This window comes from Streptomyces sp. NPDC046909, assembly GCF_040644695.1.
Lineage (GTDB): Bacteria > Actinomycetota > Actinomycetes > Streptomycetales > Streptomycetaceae > Streptomyces.
The window spans coordinates 868,398-887,049 of record NZ_JBEYXC010000004.1 but is presented as its reverse complement, the minus strand read 5'-3'; the positions used below and the strand labels follow the sequence as shown (position 1 = coordinate 887,049).

Genomic DNA, 18,652 nt, shown 5'->3' with positions numbered 1-18,652 from the left:
GTGCACACACACGAGAGCGGAACCACCGGCGGAATAAGCCGGCAGTTCACAGCGTCCTCGCTGTATGTTTCTTCAAAGGAACCTCATCCTCGGCCGTGACGGCCTCGGACGGGGTATCAACTAATCTGGCGTTGATTTTTGGCACGCTGTTGAGTTCTCAAGGAACGGACGCTTCCTTTGTACTCACCCTCTCGGGCTTTCCTCCGGGCTTTTCCCTTCGGTCTTGCGTTTCCGACTCTATCAGACCGTTTCCGGTTCCGATTTCCTCGGTGCTTTCCAGGTTCTCGCTTTCGCGTTTCCCTTTCCGGCGGCTCCGACTTTATCAGAAGTTCTGAGTCGGAATTCCCACCCGCTTCGGGGACTGGTTCCGGCACGCGAGGCGGCCGGGTTCCCGTTCAGGCGGAGCCGTAAACGTACTGGAGCGGGGCGCCTCGATGCAAATCGAGGCGCCCCGCTCCAGGTTCACGCGTACGGAGTCCGACGGACCGTCAGACCTCCACCACCACCGGGAGGATCATCGGCCTGCGGCGATAGGTGTCGGAGACCCACTTGCCGAGGGTCCGCCGTACCAGTTGCTGCAGCTGGTGGGGTTCGACCACGCCGTCCTGGGCCGAGCGCTCCAGGACCTCCGTGATCTTCGGGATCACCTCGCTGAACGCCGAGTCCTCGATGCCGGAGCCGCGGGAGTGGACATGCGGTCCGCCCGTGATCTTGCCGGTCGAGGAGTCGATGACCACGAAGACCGAGATGATGCCTTCGTCGCCCAGGATCTTGCGGTCCTTGAGGGTCGGCTCGCCCACGTCGCCGACCGAGAGGCCGTCGACGTAGACGTAACCCGCGCGGACCTTGCCGGAGATCTTGGCCTTGCCCTCGATGAGGTCGACGACCACGCCGTCCTCCGCGATGACGATGCGGTCGTGCGGGACGCCGGTGAGGGCGCCGAGCTCGGCGTTGGCGCGGAGGTGGCGCCATTCGCCGTGGACCGGCATCAGGTTCTTCGGGCGGCAGATGTTGTAGAAGTACAGCAGCTCGCCGGCCGAGGCGTGGCCCGAGACATGGACCTTGGCGTTGCCCTTGTGGACGACGTTGGCGCCCCAGCGGGTCAGGCCGTTGATCACGCGGTAGACCGCGTTCTCGTTGCCGGGGATCAGGGACGACGCCAGGATCACGGTGTCGCCGTTGACGATCCGGATCTGGTGGTCGCGGTTGGCCATGCGGGACAGGGCAGCCATCGGTTCGCCCTGGGAGCCCGTGCAGACCAGGACCACCTCGCGGTCGGGGAGGTCGTCGAGCGTCTTGACGTCGACCACCAGGCCCGGCGGGACCTTCAGATAGCCCAGGTCCCTCGCGATGCCCATGTTGCGGACCATCGAGCGGCCGACGAAGGCGACCCTGCGGCCGTACTCGTTGGCCGCGTCCAGGATCTGCTGGATGCGGTGGATGTGGCTGGCGAAGCTCGCCACGATGATCCGCTTGCGGGCGTTCCCGAAGACCTGGTGCAGGACGTTGGAGATGTCCCGCTCAGGCGGTACGAATCCGGGGACCTCGGCGTTCGTCGAGTCGGAGAGAAGGAGGTCGATACCCTCCTCGCTCAGACGTGCGAACGCGTGTAGATCCGTCAGACGGTTGTCCAGCGGGAGCTGGTCCATCTTGAAGTCGCCGGTGTGGACGACCATGCCGGCCGGCGTGCGGATGGCCACGGCCAGCGCGTCCGGGATGGAGTGGTTGACCGCGACGAACTCGCAGTCGAAGGGGCCGATGCGCTCGCGGTTCCCCTCCGCCACCTCAAGGGTGTACGGGCGGATCCGGTGCTCCTGGAGCTTCGCCTCGATGAGCGCGAGGGTCAGCTTGGAGCCGATCAGCGGGATGTCCGGCTTCTCGCGGAGCAGGAACGGGACGGCGCCGATGTGGTCCTCGTGGCCATGCGTGAGGACGATGCCCTCGACGTCGTCGAGGCGATCCCGGATGGACGAGAAGTCCGGCAGGATCAGATCGATTCCGGGCTGCTCCTCCTCGGGGAAGAGCACTCCGCAGTCGACGATCAGAAGGCGACCGCCGTACTCGAAGACCGTCATGTTTCGGCCGATCTCTCCAAGACCGCCGAGTGGGGTGACGCGCAGGCCGCCTTCGGGGAGCGGCGGGGGCGGGCCGAGTTCAGGATGCGGATGACTCAAAAGACTCTCCTCACCACACACGCCACGTACCGGTGGGCACGTGGCGCGCATGACGTTCGTGCGTGTAGCAGTTGTCGTTGTGGTCGCAGGCACCGGTGGCCCGCTTATTCAGTTGTGAAGTCTGTTGCGCGCCGGGGGCGCGCGAAGTCTGGTGCTAGAGCTGTACCCCGCCCGCGGCAAGATCGATCTTGAGCTGCTCGATCTCTTCCGCCGTGAGCTCCACCATGGGGGCGCGCAGCGGTCCGGCGGGCAGGCCCTGGAGGGCGAGCGCGGCCTTCGTGGTCATGACGCCCTGGGTGCGGAACATGCCCGTGTAGACGGGGAGCAGCTTCTGGTGGATCTCCGTCGCCTTCTGTACGTCGCCGGAGACGAAGGCGTCCACCAGCGCGCGCAGGTCGGGGGTGACCACATGGCCCACCACCGAGACGAAGCCGACGGCGCCCACGGACAGCAGCGGCAGGTTCAGCATGTCGTCGCCGGAGTACCAGGCGAGGCCGGAGCGGGCGATGGCCCAGCTGGCGCGGCCGAGGTCGCCCTTGGCGTCCTTGTTGGCGACGATCCGCGGGTGCTCGGCGAGCCGGACCAGGGTCTCGGTGCTGATCGGGACGCCGCTGCGGCCGGGGATGTCGTAGAGCATGACGGGCAGCTCCGTGGCGTCCGCGACGGCCTTGAAGTGGCGGTACAGGCCTTCCTGCGGGGGCTTGTTGTAGTACGGCGTCACGATCAGGAGGCCGTGCGCGCCGGTCTTCTCGGCGGCGCGGGCGAGCTCGATGCTGTGGTGGGTGTCGTTGGTGCCGACGCCGGCGACGACGTGGGCGCGGTCGCCGACCGCCTCCAGTACCGCTCGTACGAGGTCCGCTTTCTCCGCGTCGCTGGTGGTGGGGGACTCACCGGTGGTGCCGTTGATGATCAGGCCGTCGTTGCCTGCGTCCACCAGGTGGGTAGCGAGCCGCTGCGCGCCGTCGAGGTCGAGTGCGCCGTCCGCCGTGAAGGGCGTGACCATGGCGGTGAGGACCCGCCCGAAGGGGGTCTGCGGAGTGGAGGTCGGAGCCATGGGTAACACGCTACTCGCTGCTCAAGGCGTGGTCTGCCCTCGGGGGGCGGGGAAAGTCATGACAAAGATGGAGCCCGGCACTGCCTGCTCGGGGGTTCAAGCAGTGCCGGGTCCGTTTGATCAGGCTAGATGAACTTCTCTAAATGCCGCAATACGGACACCTCGCGAGGCTGACCCGTACATCTGTGCCCGACCGGGGAACGCGGGTGCGTTACGGGGCCACACGGCCGTTCGCATTGAAGGCGGCGTAGGTGAGCGGCATGAGCTTGGCCCACTCCGCCTCCATCTTCTCGCCGACCATCTCGATCTCCCGCTGCGGGAAGGACGGGACCTTCGCCAGCTCGTGCTGGGTCCGCAGGCCGAGGAAGTGCATCAGCGAGCGGGCGTTGCACGTGGCGTACATCGAGGAGAACAGACCGACGGGGAGGACGGCCCGGGCGACCTCGCGGGCGACTCCGGCAGCGAGCATCTCCTGGTAGCGCTCGTATGCCTGGATGTAGGACTCCTGCATCGAGCGTTCCATGATCTCCTGCTGCGCTTCGGTGCCCGACACGAACTCGTATTTGCCGGGGCGTCCCTGCTGTACGAGTTTGCGGTCCTCTCCGGGTACGTAGAAGACCGGCTGGAGTTCCCTGTACCGGCCGGATTCCTCGTTGTAGGAGTTGTGGACGACGATCCCGTTCGCGAGGAAGTTGTGCCAGGGGCCTTCCACGGTCAGGTCGTACGTCATCTCCTCGCCGTCGTCCTCGATCGAGACGACCGGATCCGGAACGGCCACGGCGATCTCTCCGCCACGGCGGGCGAGCTTCTGTTCTGTCGCGCTCTTGGCCGCGTGGCAGGGCTCGCAGGCCGGGGCCAGATTGCGCTCGTCGAGCGCGCGCGTCAGGTCCTCGGCCACCGGCACCACGTGATCGAGCGCGAGTTGCTCGCGAGGGAAGGACCCTCCGCACAGGTGACAGAGATCGGTCTCGCCGATGAGGCGGGCGTGCTGCATCGAGGTCCAGACCCCGACACCGCGGCGGAGGCTCGGGGGGACGAGACCCTCCGACGGGCGGGGCGCCGTGCCGGAGGCCATCACCGCGTCCCCGACCACGAGTTCACCGGCCTTCCGCCAGCCGTCCGGGGTGAGGACCGCGTGATCGACGGTGGAGCGCAGAACCTTGCCGCCCGCGGTGGTGATCTTGATCAGAGGCTTGATGCCCGACTGGATGACGTCGAGGATCTGAGCCCGTTGCGCTGTCAGGGTCTCCTCGTCGTAACAGCGGACGTGGTTGCGGCGCACCGATTCGAGCTTGCGCAGTCGGGTGGACGGGTGCTGCTCACGGAATTCCGCGACGGCGGAGTCGGCCGCCTCACGGTTGTCGTACAGCCCGAGATAGTGGTTGGTCTCCCCGCGGCGGACCTGCGCCATCCACTTCTGTGCCTGGGCATGCCACGTAACGCCCCCCGCAGAATGCGGCAACCGGTCCTCGACCCCGAGGTGCCACAACTTGTAAAGATCCTCGATCGAGCGGCGCCGGACAGTGCCTGCCTCGCTCACCAGCGTGATCTCCGTGTCACCCGCGACACACCAGCCCACGCGGTGCCGCATGAACTCGCGGAAGACGAAGATCGGGGCGCTGATGAAGAAGGTCATCGAGTTGTGCTCGAAGGGGCTGCCGTGCCGGTCCCGCATCAGGTAGTTGATGAGGCCCTTGGAGCGCTCGGGATCCTTCTGGAGCTCCTCCAGGGACTGCTCGCCGGCGGTCGAGACGCGGGCCGCCCACAGGACGTCGGAGTCGGCCGCGGTGTGCTTGACCAGCTCGACGGTGACATCGCTGCGGAAGCTGGGCTTGAGGTCGTCTGCGGGGGTGTCGGTCACGGCTCGGCGGGTCCTTCCATCACTTCTCTCGGGCGGCGCCCACTCTACGGCCCGGCACTGACATCGGGGCGTTCGGTGCCGGGACGCGACATCTTCGGTGAAGTTCTGTGAATTCGGGGCATCAGGGCACCTTTTCGGGCACTCGTGCGTCTGTATCAACAACAGTCACTAATTCGAGTCTCCGAGCTTGAGAGGAGCGTCTCCCCGATGTTCCGTCGGCGTGAGCCCGTCCCGTTCGCCTTCGTCGCCGAGGCCGACAGGTTCCGCAGCAATGTCACTCCCCCGCGCCGGGAGAAGTCCTCCGCGGCGGAGATAGCCGGGCGTTGGCTCCTGGGCGTCACCATCGTCGCCGCGCTGGTGGGGGCCCTGGTGCTCGGGATGCCGGCGCTGACGCTCGATCACTCCTCCAGCGGCACTCAGCAGTCACAGGCGTCCCAGGGACACTGACTCATCCGAGCCCCCGAAGGTGGCTAGTAGGCACACCGGCGGATAGCCTCACCGGGCACAGCCCACGCATGGACGAGTGAGGACCAGCCGTGCCCCTGCCCTTCCTGACGGCCGACCGCGCCTTCGAGACAGCCGGTGATGTCGCGCTGCCCTTCGACGACCGTGAGCACTGGCGGCGCCCCTACCGCCCCGGGCCCTACCGGGTGGCCGCGGCGGCGCTTCTGCTGCTGCTCGCCTCGTACGTGCTGTTCGCGGCGGTCATCATCGCGCTCACGGGCTCCGTGTCCGAGGGCGGTGCGGTGTTCGGCGGCGCGCTCGCCATCATCGCCGTCGCGCTGCGGCTGCTGCGCATGGGTGTGTGGGTGAGCGCGCGCGGAGTGCGCCACGTCGGGTTCTTCCTGACGCGCACGGCGCGCTGGGAGAAGGTCGTCGCGGTACGGACGGTCCAGCAGCCGGTGCGCTGGCTGGGGCTGCCGCGCACGGTGCAGGGGCAGGCCCTGACCGTCGTACGCAACGACCGTGCGGTCGAGGACACTTCGCCGCTGCTGACCACGCACAACGCGGACTTCCTGGGACGGCCGGAGGCGTTCGACCGGGCTGCCGACTCGGTGGAGGCGTGGGGCGCGGAGTATCAGCGCGGCGCCTGACACTCCGGTTGCGGCGACCGCAACCATCAATTGAGGAACCACGACGGCGATCAGCCAGCTCCGCGAGAGCGGCGCCGGTTTAGGCGCAAAGAGGGGTGCAGGGCGATCGCGCGCTGCATCGCCTTGCGGGCCCGCGGGGTGTCACGGGCGTCCTGGTAGGCGATGGCGAGGCGGAACCAGCTGCGCCAGTCGCCCGGCGCGTCCTCCGTCTCGGCCTTGCGCTTGGCGAAGACCTCGTCGGCCGAATCGCGGTCGATGCGGCCGCTGGGGGTGCGCCTGAGCTCGTCGACGGGCAGGCCGCCCTCGGCGTCGAGTTCGGCGGCGAGGGCGTTGGCCCGGCGGACGAACTGGGTGTTCTTCCACAGGAACCACATGCCGATGACCGGCAGGATCAGCACGGCCACACCGAAGGTGACCGTCAGCAGGGTGCCGGACTGGATGAGCATGATGCCGCGGCTGCCGACCAGGACGAAGTAGAAGACCAGGACGGCGGCCGTTATGGCGTAGGAGAGTTTGGCGCGCATGCTGTCGTCAGCCCAGGTCCAGGAAGTGTTCCAGGCCGAAGGTGACGCCCGGGGTGGTGACGACGCGGCGGGCGCCCAGCAGGATGCCCGGCATGAAGCTGCTGTGGTGGAGCGAGTCGTGGCGGATGGTCAGCGTCTCGCCCTCGCCGCCCAGGAGGACCTCCTGGTGGGCCAGCAGGCCGCGCAGGCGGACGGAGTGGACCGGGATGCCGTCCACGTCCGCGCCGCGTGCGCCGTCCAGGCCCGTCTCCGTGGCGTCCGGTGCCGGGGCCGTGCCCGCCGCGGCGCGGGCCGAGGCGATGAGCTGGGCCGTGCGGGTCGCCGTACCGCTGGGCGCGTCGACCTTCTTCGGGTGGTGGAGTTCGACGACCTCCACCGACTCGAAGTACGGCGCGGCGATCTGCGCGAACTTCATGTTGAGGACGGCCCCGATGGAGAAGTTGGGCGCGATGAGGACGCCCGTCTCCGGGGAGGCGGCCAGCCAGGCGTTCAACTGGGCGAGGCGTTCGTCGGTCCAGCCCGTCGTACCGACGACGGCGTGGATGCCGTGGCCGACGCAGTACTCCAGGTTGGCCATCACCGAGTCCGGCGTGGTCAGTTCGACGGCGACCTGGGCGCCCGTCTCGGCCAGCGTCTCCAGCTTGTCGCCCCGGCTCAGGGCGGCGACCAGCTCCATGTCCTCGGCGGCCTCGACGGCCTTGACCGCCTCGGAGCCGATCCGGCCCTTGGCACCGAGGACCGCCACGCGCAGCTTGCTCATCACTTGCTTCCTTAAAGACGCTGAAGACGCTTACCGAAAACGCTGACCGAACAGGCGCCGGCCGGAGACCGGCGGGGTTACGCCACTGCCTCGTGCAGACGCGACGCCTGCTTGTCCTTGAGCGGGCCGATGACCGACAGCGAGGGCCGCTGCCCCAGGATGTCGCGGGCGACCGCGCGGACGTCGTCCGGGGTGACCGAGGCTATCCGGGTCAGCATGTCGTCGACGGACATCTGTTCGCCCCAGCACAGCTCACTCTTGCCGATGCGGTTCATGAGCGCGCCGGTGTCCTCCAGGCCGAGGACCGTGGAGCCGCGGAGCTGGCCGATGGCACGGGCGATCTCGTCGTCGGTCAGTCCGTGCTCGGCGACGTGGTCGAGCTCGTCGCGGCAGATCTTCAGCACGTCATGGACTTGGGAGGGCCGGCAGCCGGCGTACACGCCGAAGAGACCGCAGTCGGCGAAGCCCGACGTGTACGAGTACACGCTGTAGGCCAGGCCGCGCTTCTCGCGGACCTCCTGGAACAGACGGGAGGACATGCCGCCGCCCAGCGCCGTGTTGAGCACGCCCAGCGCCCAGCGGCGGTCGTCCGTGCGGGCCAGGCCGGGCATGCCGAGGACGACATGGGCCTGCTCGGTCTTGCGGCCCAGCAGTTCCACGCGGCCCGAGGTGCGGATCGTACGGCGGCCGTCGCGCGGGGCGATGGGGGCCGCCTCGGCGTTCTTGAAGGCGCCCGCCTTCTCGAAGGCCGCGCGGACCTGTCGTACGACCTTGTTGTGGTCGATGTTGCCCGCGGCGGCCACAACCAGGTGGGTCGGGTCGTAGTGCTTCTTGTAGAAGCGGCGGATGCGGTCGGCCGTCAGGGCGTTGACCGTGTCCACCGTGCCGAGGACCGGGCGGCCGAGGGGGTTGTCGCCGAACATGGTGTGCGCGAACAGGTCGTGCACACAGTCGCCCGGGTCGTCCTCGGTCATGGCGATCTCTTCAAGGATGGCGCCGCGCTCGACGTTGACGTCCTCTTCGAGGATCAGGGAGCCCGTCAGCATGTCGCAGACGACGTCGATGGCGAGCGGCAGGTCGGTGTCGAGCACGCGCGCGTAGTAGCACGTGTACTCCTTCGCCGTGAAGGCGTTCATCTCGCCGCCGACCGCGTCGATGGCGGACGAGATGTCCAGCGCCGACCTGCGCGTGGTGCCCTTGAAGAGCAGGTGCTCCAAGTAGTGCGTGGCGCCGTTCAAGGACGGCGTCTCGTCGCGGGAGCCGACGTGGGCCCAGATGCCGAAGGTCGCGGAGCGGACCGAGGGCAGCGTCTCGGTGACGATGCGCAGGCCGCCCGGGAGGGTGGTCTTGCGGACCGTGCCGATGCCGTTGGTGCCCTTGACGAGGGTTTGGGTACGGGCGACGGCCCGCGCCTCCGAGGAGGTGCGGGCCGTCGCCGTGGAGCTACTCGACGTCACTTGTCGGTGTCGTCCTTCTTCTCATCGTTCTCTTCGCCCTCGATGACCGGGATCAGGGAGAGCTTGCCGCGGGAGTCGATCTCGGCGATCTCGACCTGGACCTTGGCGCCCACGCCGAGCACGTCCTCGACGTTCTCCACGCGCTTGCCGCCGGCGAGCTTGCGGATCTGCGAGATGTGCAGCAGACCGTCCTTGCCCGGGAGCAGCGAGACGAACGCACCGAAGGTGGTCGTCTTGACAACCGTGCCCAGGTAGCGCTCGCCGACCTCCGGCATGGTCGGGTTGGCGATCGAGTTGATCGTGGTGCGGGCCGCCTCGGCGGAGGGACCGTCGACCGCACCGATGTAGATGGTGCCGTCGTCCTCGATCGTGATGTCGGCGCCGGTGTCCTCCTGGATCTGGTTGATCATCTTGCCCTTGGGGCCGATGACCTCACCGATCTTGTCCACGGGGATCTTGACGGTGATGATCCGCGGGGCGTTCGGGGACATCTCGTCCGGCGTGTCGATCGCTTCCATCATCACGTCGAGGATGTGGAGGCGGGCGTCACGGGCCTGCTTGAGGGCCGCGGCCAGGACGGAGGCCGGGATGCCGTCCAGCTTGGTGTCGAGCTGGAGGGCGGTCACGAACTCCTTGGTGCCGGCGACCTTGAAGTCCATGTCGCCGAAGGCGTCCTCCGCACCGAGGATGTCGGTGAGGGTGACGTAGTGCGTCTCGCCGTCGATCTCCTGGGAGATCAGACCCATGGCGATACCGGCGACGGGGGCCTTCAGCGGCACACCGGCGTTCAGCAGCGACATGGTGGAGGCGCAGACCGAGCCCATGGACGTCGAGCCGTTGGAGCTCAGCGCCTCGGAGACCTGGCGGATCGCGTAGGGGAACTCCTCGCGGGTCGGCAGGACCGGGACCAGGGCGCGCTCGGCGAGGGCGCCGTGGCCGATCTCGCGGCGCTTGGGGGAGCCGACGCGGCCGGTCTCGCCGGTGGAGTACGGCGGGAAGTTGTAGTTGTGCATGTAGCGCTTGCGGGTCACCGGGGAGAGGGTGTCCAGCTGCTGCTCCATGCGGAGCATGTTGAGGGTGGTGACGCCCAGGATCTGGGTCTCGCCACGCTCGAACACCGCGGAGCCGTGCACGCGCGGGATGGCCTCGACCTCGGCGGCGAGCGTACGGATGTCCGTGACGCCACGGCCGTCGATGCGCTTCTTCTCCTTGATCACGCGCTCGCGGACGAGCTGCTTGGTCAGGGAGCGGTACGCGGCGGAGATCTCCTTCTCGCGGCCCTCGAACTCCGGCAGGAGCTTCTCGGCGGCGAGCGCCTTGACGCGGTCCAGCTCGGACTCGCGCTCCTGCTTGCCCGCGATGGTCAGCGCGGAGGCGAGCTCCGGGCGGACGGCGGCGTAGAGCGCCTCCAGGATGTCGTCCTGGTAGTCGAGGAAGATCGGGAACTCGCCGGTCGGCTTGGCGGCCTTGGAGGCGAGGTCGGCCTGGGCCTTGCAGAGGACCTTGATGAAGGGCTTCGCGGCCTCGAGACCGGCGGCGACGACCTCCTCGGTCGGGGCCTCGGCGCCGCCCTTGACCAGCTGGATGGTCTTCTCGGTGGCCTCGGCCTCGACCATCATGATCGCGACGTCGCCGTCCTCCAGGGTGCGGCCCGCGACGACCATGTCGAAGACGGCGTCCTCGAGCTCGGAGTGCGTCGGGAAGGCCACCCACTGGCCGTTGATCAGCGCGACGCGGACGCCGCCGATCGGGCCGGAGAAGGGCAGACCGGCCAGCTGCGTGGACGCGGAGGCGGCGTTGATCGCCACGACGTCGTACAGGTGGTCGGGGTTGAGGGCCATGATCGTGGCGACGACCTGGATCTCGTTGCGCAGGCCCTTCTTGAAGGACGGGCGCAGCGGGCGGTCGATCAGACGACAGGTGAGGATGGCGTCCTCGGAGGGACGGCCCTCACGGCGGAAGAAGCTGCCGGGGATCTTGCCGGCGGCGTACATCCGCTCCTCGACGTCCACCGTCAGGGGGAAGAAGTCGAGCTGGTCCTTGGGGTTCTTGGAGGCGGTGGTGGCCGACAGCACCATGGTGTCGTCGTCCAGGTACGCCACGGCGGAGCCGGCGGCCTGCTTGGCCAGGCGGCCCGTCTCGAAGCGGATGGTGCGGGTGCCGAAGGAGCCGTTGTCGATGACGGCCTCGGCGTAGTGGGTCTCGTTCTCCACTAGCGTTTTCTCCGTTACTTTCGTCTACGTTTCGTCTTTTGTCCCGATCCGCCCGTGTGGCGGGGGGACGCACGCGGAGAAGGCGCTCCATCTGGTGCGGGCCGGTCTTCGATCGAAGCACCCGGGTTCGCATTTGCCCGGGAGCCACTACCGAGGACCGGCGGCGGCGAGGTGCACTTCTCCTCGTTCGTACTGCGTTGTGCTACCACACTACAAAGTAGGTGTGACACTGCGCACGTTTCCGTACGCACGGCAAAGCCGAAGGGAGCGGCCCCCGATCGTTTGGGGAACCGCTCCCTTCATGGCGTCTTACTTGGCGCCCGCCGCACCACGGCGGATGCCGAGGCGGTCCACCAGCGCACGGAAGCGCTGGATGTCCTTCTTCGCCAGGTACTGGAGAAGGCGGCGGCGCTGACCGACCAGGATCAGCAGACCACGACGGGAGTGGTGGTCGTGCTTGTGGGTCTTGAGGTGCTCGGTCAGGTCCGAGATCCGGCGCGAAAGCATGGCGACCTGGACCTCGGGGGAGCCGGTGTCGCCCTCCTTCTGACCGAACTCGGCGATGATCTGCTTCTTCACTGCGGCGTCGAGCGGCACTCGAAACTCCTCGTAGTCTGAAAATGGCCACCGAGTGCCCCCGGTCTGTGTCTCGGGGGAGCTTCCGTTACTCGGGAGGCGGGGATCCGCTGGGCGCGGCCTCCAGGGTCCTTCGAGGGACTCCGGGGGTGCGTACACAAACGGCCGTCACTCAGGGTACCAGCCAAAGGTGGGGGCCTTCGCCCCGGTTCCCGAACCACCCCGTCGGGGCGGAGGGGGCCACTAGGGTGAGCGCTCGGATCATGAGCGTATGACGTCGGAAGGGGTCGCCGGGACATGGCGGAGACGGCAGAGGAGATCAAGGCGCGCAAGGAGCGGGAGCGGGACGAGCTCTACGCCCTGGACATCTCGGGCGTCGAGTGGCACAGCGCGCCGGGTACCGAGGAGCACGAGGAGCGGGTCGAGATCGCGTACCTGCCCGAGGGTGCCGTGGCCATGCGGTCCTCGCTGGACCCGGACACCGTGCTGCGGTACACGGAGGCGGAGTGGACGGCCTTCGTGCTGGGGGCGCGGGACGGGGAGTTCGACATCGAGCCGGCGCCGGAGTCCGAAGACGCGGAGTGACGGTGAGGGGCGGCACGCACGCGTGCGTGCCGTGAAAAAGGGCGGTACGCACGCGTACCGCCCTTTGCGCTGCCTCAGTGCTTCAGCCCGGCGCTCCCCACCGCGAGCGCCATCAGCACCGGGTCGGTCGGGTACTTGTCGTCGGCGACCAGTTCCCGCTTCCCGAAGAAGGCCCGGCCCTTGTGGAAGAGGATGTCGGACTGCTCCGGGTCGCTGAGCTCGCCGTCGTCGTCCTCGGGGAGGGTGAAGAGGAGGAGCGGGGTCTCCTGGTCGGTTCTCGGGTTCCAGCGCACGACGGCGGCCGGGGCGACGGCGCCCGCACCGCGCCGGTAGATCAGGAGATCGTCACCGCTCATCCGCAGCGGATGGACCTTCTGCAGTTCACGCCCGTCGAACTTCCCACCCGTCTTGCCGGTCGCCAGGTCGAAGGCCACGATCCAGTCCGAGGGCTGCCCGGTGGCGATGTTCTCCTTGCTGGTCACGAAGGCCTGGCTGCGGCCCACGACGACACCGTCGCAGTTCTCGTACTCGCCGAAGAAGGACAGTCCGAAGTACCGCTCGCCGCACTTCGCGTCGTAGCCGTCGAGGGAGATGGTCGTGCGGTACTTGCCCGCGTCGTCGAGCGTGATCAGGTCGGTCACCTCGCTGTCGCCCGCCGCGACCGCGAGCACCGGTGGATCCGACGACGGCAGATAGACGGTCTGGACACCGTCGGCGACCTTGTACGTCCACCGCGCCTTGCCCGTGCGCGGGTCCAGCTTCGCCACGCGGAAGGTGACATCGGGCAGGGATCCGCAGCTGAGCAGGGAGAGCAGGGCGCGGCCGCCGGCGAAGGCCTTGTCCTCGCACTCGGAGCCGAGAGTGCTGTTCCAGAGCTGCTCGCCGGACTTCATGTCGTACGCCACCGAGCCCTGCCCCCAGGCCACGGCGACGACGCCCTGCGTCAGGGTGAGGTTGGTGTTGGTGACGAAGGCGGAGTTCGCGGCGGGCATCTTCTTCTGCCACAGCTTCTTGCCGGTGTCGAGGTCGAAGAAGACGACCTGGTCGCAGACGCCGTCCTTCTCCGAGCCCTTCGGCCGCGGCGGCTGGATGACCACGGCGGTACGGCCGTCCGCGGTGACATGCCGGCTGGTGGCGCAGATGTGGCCGTCCAGCTTGAGGCTCCAGGCCTTCTCGTCGGCGTCGAGGGCGATGTTGTAGCCCTCCAGACGGTCGGCGACGCCCTTGACCATCACCTTGTCGGTGACCCAGGTGCCGGGCGCGTAGCGGGGGTTGGCGTCGTTGGTCTTGGCGAGGTTCTCCTCGTCGTGCTCGATCATCAGCCGCCCCTCGGGCGAGACGGGCACCCGCTCGGTCGTCTCCCTGATGGCGTCGGGACTCTGCGCGACCGCCTCCTTGGCCTCGGCGGGGGCGCCGTCGCCGTCGGACGCGAGGAGCCAGCCGCCTCCGGCGAGCGCGATCGCCGCGACGACCGCGACGGCGCCCAGGAGTCTCGTACGGCGTCGGCGCCTGCGGGCGGTGTCGGCCGCGAGTGCGGATTGGGTGTAGATCGAGGGAGGCGGGCCGAAGCTCACGCGAAGGAGCCCCTTCTGCTGTTTCTGTCGGTTCGATGATCGGATCGGCCCCACTATGCCCGCCGGCCGGGGCCGGGCGGGGGCCGGGGTGAGCCGCCCCCTCCCCAACACCCCTGCGGGGCAAGGCGCTTAGGCGGACACGCGCCCCGCCTCCCCTCACCTTCCGTTTGTGTTCGGGGTGTTCACGAACATCGCCCTTTTTCGTCACGAATGCGAAAGCTGTGTACGCCACTTCTGGGCAGGTTGTGACGCAGCGGACGTGCGCTCGTGGGTGGACGGGCCTGCCGGGGTGGGGCTTGTGGTGATTAGGCTGGTACCTGGCGCGACGCCAGAACCCGTGGACCGGGCGTCGGCGCCCCAGGGGGAGAGCCGGGGGATTCGGATGACCTCGGACGACTTCGGACGCCTGGAAGACGACAAGAAAAGGTCGCCCCTCGCACGGTATGGGGGTGCTCGGCCACACCAGGAGGAATTGTGAGCAGCGATCGGGACGGGATCCGCGGGGGCTGGGCCACACCCGGCGATGACCAGCCCGACGCGGAGTCCGCCAGCGAGATCACGGGCGAGTTCACCATCGACTACGCGCCGCCTGCCTGGTACACGCAGAACGCGTCGGGAGGCTCGGGGGGTCCGGGGGGTTCCGGGGACGGGGGGAACGCGGCGGCTGCGGGTGGCCCGTCCGGCTCGCCCGGCCCGTCTGGCTCTTCCGGTGCCTCCGGTACGACGGGGTCGGCCGGGGTCGGTTCGCCGGCTTCGGGTGCGCCCGGTGCCGCCGCGCCCTCGCCTGTGGACTGGTCCGCTTCCTCGCTGCCGGGCCTGACGCCTCCGGCTCATTCGCGCCCTCAGGGCGCACAGGATGCTCAGGGGGCTCCTTCGGGTCCCGGGGCGCCTTTCACGCCTCCAGCGCCTCCTGCCTCCGGTCCCGGGGTGCCCTTCACGCCGCCCGCGCCGGGGCCCGGGATTCCTTTCACCCCTCCGGTGCCGGGGCAGGGAGTGCCCTTCACTCCCCCGACGCCCGCCTCCTCCGCTCCTGGGGCGCCTTTCACGCCTCCGGCGCCCCCTGCCTCCGGTCCGGCGGTGCCCTTCACGCCGCCGCAGGCTCCGGGCGGGGCGTCGGACGACGGTCCGGGTGCGGTGCCCAAGCTTCCTGTGGGGAGCGGATTCGAGCCGCAGGCCGCACCGCCCGAGACGCCGGCCTCGGATGCCGGGTCCCCTACGGCGGTGCCGAACGTTCCGGGGTTCCAGTCGCCGTGGGGGACTCCGGCGACGCCTCCCGCGTCCCCGGCCGCGTCTCCGACCAGCTTCACGCTGCCTGCGCCCGTGACGGCCGACGCCGACGACACGGCTCCCGCTCCGTCCCCGACGAGCTTCACGCTGCCCACGCCCGCCACGGCCGACTCCGAGCCCGCCCCCGACGCTCCCGCCTCCTCGGCCGCCGAGGAGCCGGAGTCCGGTAACGGTGACCTGGAGAGCGCCGCCACCATGCGGTTCTCCGCAGCTTCGCTGAAGCGCGAGATCGCCGAGCGCGCGGCGGTGGCCGAGGCGCAGCTGACGCCGGTCGACGACGAGACCGAGGGTGCCGACAGCGAGCCCGAGGCTGCTGCGCAGGACGACGAGGTCACCGGGGCCGTGACGGACTCGGTGGACGACGCCATCACGGCGACGGCCAACTCGGACGACGCCACCGACACGGCCGTCAACTCCGACGAGACGGACGACGTAGCCCAGGCCGGTACGCCCGAGGACTCCGCCGATGAGGACACCGAGGTCGCGGCGGACGACACCCCGCTCGCCCAGGACGCCGAGGAGGAGACCGAGCCGGAGGGGTCGGCGCCGGAGGGCACCGACTTCGAGACCTCCGGGGAGGCGGACGTCGATTCCGCGGATACGGAGCCTTCCGTCGCAGAGCTGCCGGGCGCAGAGCCCACGGACGCGGCGCCGACGAGCACGACCACCGAGGACACCGAGCCGGCCGACGCGGAGCTGTTGGACGACGTACCGGGTGATGCCGAGGCAACGGACGCGGAGTCGCTGGACGCCGTGCAGGTCGATGCCGGGCAGGTCGATGCCGGGCAGGACGATGCCGGGCAGGACGATGCCGGGCAGGACGACGCCACCAACGCGGAGCCGGAAGACGCCGAGCCGGTAGCCGCGGTGGCCGACACCGAGCCCGTCGACGCCGTACCGGCTGCCACAGAGCCCGAGGACTCCGTACCCGCCGACGCAGCCCCGATCGCTCCCGAGCCCGCCGACGCCACGCCCTCCGACACGGAGCCGGCCGACGCCACGCCCGACAGCAGCGCCCCCCAGGACGCCCCGCCCGCCTGGACTCCCCCGCCGACGCCGCAGGCCGGGATGCCGCCGCTGCCGCCGTCGTACCAGCCCGCCGCACCCGCGCCCGCGGCACAGTGGCCGGCGCAGCCGCAGCAGCCGGACGCGCCCGCGCCGCAGCCGGCGGTCGCGCAGGCGCAGCCGCCCGTGCCGCAGCAGCAGCCGCCCTTCCAGCCGCAGGCACCCCAGCCCGCGCCCGCCGCCTGGAACCCGCCGGCCACGCCCCCGGCAGCACCGCAGCCCGGCGCCCCGGCACCCCAGCAGCCGCCCGCCGCACCCAACCCGCAGGGCGGGTACGGCTTCCCGCAGCCCCCGAACGCCCAGGGCGGCTACGGCTTCCCGAACCCAGGCGCCACCCCCGCACCCGCCCCGGCACAGGGCGCATACGGCTTCCCCCACCCCGGCGCAGCCCAGCCGACGCCTCCCCAGCCCCCGACACCCAACCCGCAGGGCGCCTACGGCTTCCCACACCCGGGTGCCCCGAACGCCCCTCAGCCGACCCCCTCCCCCGAGGCTCCGCAACCCCCGAACGCCCAGGGCGGCTACGGCTTCCCGAACCCGGGCGCCACCCCCACACCCACCCCGGCACAGGGCGCGTACGGCTTCCCGCAGCCCGGCACTCCGGCCCCCGCGCCCAACCCCCAGGGCGGCTACGGCTTCCCCCAGCCGCCCGCCCCGCAGGGCCAGCCCGGCACCCCCGCCGCCCCGAACACCCCGGCACCCACCGCAGAAGGCAGCACCGCCTTCCCACAGCCCGGCGGAGCCCCCGCCCCGCAAGGTGGCTACGGCTTCCCGCAGCCGGGCGGCGCCCCCGGAGCCTCCCAGCCCCCGGCCCCAAACGCCCAAGGCGCCTACGGCTTCCCCCACCCCGCCGCCCCGAACGCCACCCAGCAGCCCGCAAGCCCCACGGCCCAGCCCCCGGCAGCCGCGCCGCACGGCGCCCCGCAGGGACCCACCCCGCCGCAGGCTCCGCACGCCCAGCAGCACCCGCAGGCTCCGCAGGCCCCCCACAACCCCCAAGCCCCCCAAGCTCCTCAGGCACCCCATGCCTCCCCGGCAGCCCAGGCCCCCCACTCCCCCCAACCCCCCGTCGACCCCCGCACCGGCGCAGCCTGGCCGCAGCCCATCCAGCACGATCAGCGGCAGATGACCAACCCCGGGGCCGCGCCGCTCGGTTACACCGCCGCCGTCGAGCTGTCGTCGGATCGGCTGCTGAACAACAAGAAGCAGAAGGCGAAGAGCGGGCGCCCGGCGGCGCAGCCGTCGCGGTTCAAGATCGGGGGGAAGAAGGAAGAGGCCGAGCGGCAGCGGAAGTTGGAGCTGATCCGGACGCCCGTGCTGTCCTGCTACCGGATCGCGGTCATCAGCCTGAAGGGCGGTGTCGGGAAGACGACCACGACGACCGCTCTCGGATCGACCCTCGCGACCGAGCGGCAGGACAAGATCCTCGCCATCGACGCGAACCCGGACGCCGGTACGCTCGGGCGGCGCGTGCGGCGGGAGACCGGGGCCACCATCCGCGACCTCGTGCAGGCGATCCCGTACCTCAACTCGTACATGGACATCCGCCGGTTCACGTCGCAGGCCCCGTCCGGCCTTGAGATCATCGCCAACGACGTCGACCCGGCCGTGTCCACGACGTTCAACGACGAGGACTACCGGCGCGCGATCGACGTGCTGGGCAAGCAGTACCCCGTCATCCTGACCGACTCCGGTACCGGTCTGCTCTACTCCGCCATGCGCGGCGTGCTCGACCTCGCCGACCAGCTCATCATCATCTCCACGCCGTCCGTCGACGGTGCCTCCAGCGCCAGTACGACGCTGGACTGGCTCTCCGCCCACGGGTACGCGGATCTCGTCTCGCGGTCGCTCACCGTCATCTCCGGCGTCCGCGAGACCGGCAAGATGATCAAGGTCGAGGACATCGTCAGCCACTTCGAGACCCGCTGCCGCGGTGTCGTGGTCGTGCCCTTCGACGAGCATCTCTCCGCCGGTGCCGAGGTCGACCTCGACATGATGCGGCCCAAGGTGCGCGAGGCGTACTTCAACCTCGCGGCGATGGTCGCCGAGGACTTCGTACGCCACCAGCAGATGCACGGCCTGTGGACCAGCGACGGCAACCCGCCCCCGGTGGCGGCGCCGCCGATGCCGGGCCAGCAGTACGTCCCCGGCCAGCAGCAGCCGATGCCGGGCCAGCAGCCGTACCCGCCGCAGGGCTACCCCCAGCAGCCCCAGGCCCCTCAGGCGCCCCAGCAGCCGTACGCCCCCCAGCCCGGACAGCAGCCCGGTTACCCCCAGCCCTACCCGCAGCCGGGTCAGCCCGGGCAGCCCTACCCGCCCGCGCCCCCGCAGCAGTAACCCACCACTCACCCGAAAACCGAAGGGCGGCCCGTGCTCACCGGCACCGGCCGCCCTTCGGCGTCGTACGAAGAAGAACTACTGACTACTA

At 69.7% G+C, this 18,652-nt stretch carries 12 protein-coding genes and 3 pseudogenes; 4 read left to right on the top strand and 11 right to left on the bottom strand.

The window, feature by feature from the left end:
- Positions 1-488 precede the first annotated feature (488 nt).
- From ABZ928_RS17015 to ABZ928_RS16995, 5 genes and pseudogenes are all read right to left on the bottom strand, one after another.
- Complete coding sequence (locus ABZ928_RS17015) at positions 489-2,174, bottom strand: ribonuclease J (protein ID WP_361518896.1); 1,686 nt, start codon at positions 2,172-2,174, stop codon at positions 489-491.
- A 154-nt stretch (positions 2,175-2,328) separates the two neighbouring features.
- Positions 2,329-3,228 (bottom strand): 4-hydroxy-tetrahydrodipicolinate synthase, encoded by a 900-nt coding sequence (dapA, locus tag ABZ928_RS17010; RefSeq protein ID WP_361518894.1) that lies wholly within the window; start codon positions 3,226-3,228, stop codon positions 2,329-2,331.
- Between the two features lie 211 nt (positions 3,229-3,439).
- Positions 3,440-3,889, bottom strand: a pseudogene (thyX, locus tag ABZ928_RS17005) (FAD-dependent thymidylate synthase); the annotation flags it as partial.
- A gap of 3 nt (positions 3,890-3,892) precedes the next feature.
- Positions 3,893-4,639, bottom strand: a pseudogene (locus tag ABZ928_RS17000) (HNH endonuclease); the annotation flags it as partial.
- A gap of 159 nt (positions 4,640-4,798) precedes the next feature.
- Positions 4,799-5,089, bottom strand: a pseudogene (locus tag ABZ928_RS16995) (FAD-dependent thymidylate synthase); the annotation flags it as partial.
- Positions 5,090-5,296: 207 nt separating this feature from the next.
- Between ABZ928_RS16995 and ABZ928_RS16990 the strand changes: the two are divergent.
- On the top strand, positions 5,297-5,536 hold the full coding sequence (locus ABZ928_RS16990; RefSeq protein WP_361518892.1) for a hypothetical protein: 240 nt from the start codon (positions 5,297-5,299) through the stop codon (positions 5,534-5,536).
- Between the two features lie 89 nt (positions 5,537-5,625).
- On the top strand, positions 5,626-6,183 hold the full coding sequence (locus ABZ928_RS16985; protein WP_361518890.1) for a hypothetical protein: 558 nt from the start codon (positions 5,626-5,628) through the stop codon (positions 6,181-6,183).
- Between the two features lie 50 nt (positions 6,184-6,233).
- Here ABZ928_RS16985 and ABZ928_RS16980 read toward each other — a convergent pair whose 3' ends face one another.
- From ABZ928_RS16980 to rpsO, 5 genes are all read right to left on the bottom strand, one after another.
- Positions 6,234-6,707: a tetratricopeptide repeat protein gene (locus ABZ928_RS16980; protein ID WP_361518888.1), complete on the bottom strand. Its 474-nt coding sequence runs from the start codon at positions 6,705-6,707 to the stop codon at positions 6,234-6,236.
- 7 nt (positions 6,708-6,714) lie between these two features.
- A complete protein-coding gene (gene dapB, locus ABZ928_RS16975; protein WP_361518887.1) occupies positions 6,715-7,467 on the bottom strand; it encodes a 4-hydroxy-tetrahydrodipicolinate reductase in 753 nt (250 codons plus the stop codon).
- Positions 7,468-7,544: 77 nt separating this feature from the next.
- Entirely contained in the window at positions 7,545-8,924 is a 1,380-nt protein-coding gene (locus tag ABZ928_RS16970) for a pitrilysin family protein (protein ID WP_361518885.1), read from the bottom strand.
- Complete coding sequence (locus ABZ928_RS16965; RefSeq protein ID WP_361518883.1) at positions 8,921-11,137, bottom strand: polyribonucleotide nucleotidyltransferase; 2,217 nt, start codon at positions 11,135-11,137, stop codon at positions 8,921-8,923. Before ABZ928_RS16965 ends, ABZ928_RS16970 begins: the two co-directional genes overlap by 4 nt.
- Before the next feature lie 309 nt (positions 11,138-11,446).
- Positions 11,447-11,734, bottom strand: a complete 288-nt coding sequence (rpsO, locus tag ABZ928_RS16960; RefSeq protein ID WP_059197935.1) for a 30S ribosomal protein S15 — start codon at positions 11,732-11,734, stop codon at positions 11,447-11,449.
- A 276-nt stretch (positions 11,735-12,010) separates the two neighbouring features.
- Between rpsO and ABZ928_RS16955 the strand changes: the two genes are divergently transcribed.
- Entirely contained in the window at positions 12,011-12,298 is a 288-nt protein-coding gene (locus ABZ928_RS16955) for a DUF397 domain-containing protein (protein ID WP_361518880.1), read from the top strand.
- A 74-nt stretch (positions 12,299-12,372) separates the two neighbouring features.
- Here ABZ928_RS16955 and ABZ928_RS16950 read toward each other — a convergent pair whose 3' ends face one another.
- Entirely contained in the window at positions 12,373-13,872 is a 1,500-nt protein-coding gene (locus ABZ928_RS16950; RefSeq protein WP_361518879.1) for a PQQ-binding-like beta-propeller repeat protein, read from the bottom strand.
- A gap of 474 nt (positions 13,873-14,346) precedes the next feature.
- Here ABZ928_RS16950 and ABZ928_RS16945 point away from each other — a divergent pair, with 474 nt between their 5' ends.
- Positions 14,347-18,561, top strand: a complete 4,215-nt coding sequence (locus tag ABZ928_RS16945; RefSeq protein ID WP_361518877.1) for an SCO5717 family growth-regulating ATPase — start codon at positions 14,347-14,349, stop codon at positions 18,559-18,561.
- The last annotated feature ends 91 nt before the right edge of the window (positions 18,562-18,652 follow it).

Coding starts and splice junctions, on each gene's coding strand:
- dapA (WP_361518894.1), bottom strand. CDS start 3,228: ATGGCTCCGACCTCCACTCCGCAGACCCCCTTCGGGCGGGTCCTCACC.
- ABZ928_RS16980 (WP_361518888.1), bottom strand. CDS start 6,707: ATGCGCGCCAAACTCTCCTACGCCATAACGGCCGCCGTCCTGGTCTTC.
- ABZ928_RS16990 (WP_361518892.1), top strand. CDS start 5,297: ATGTTCCGTCGGCGTGAGCCCGTCCCGTTCGCCTTCGTCGCCGAGGCC.
- dapB (WP_361518887.1), bottom strand. CDS start 7,467: ATGAGCAAGCTGCGCGTGGCGGTCCTCGGTGCCAAGGGCCGGATCGGC.
- ABZ928_RS16955 (WP_361518880.1), top strand. CDS start 12,011: ATGGCGGAGACGGCAGAGGAGATCAAGGCGCGCAAGGAGCGGGAGCGG.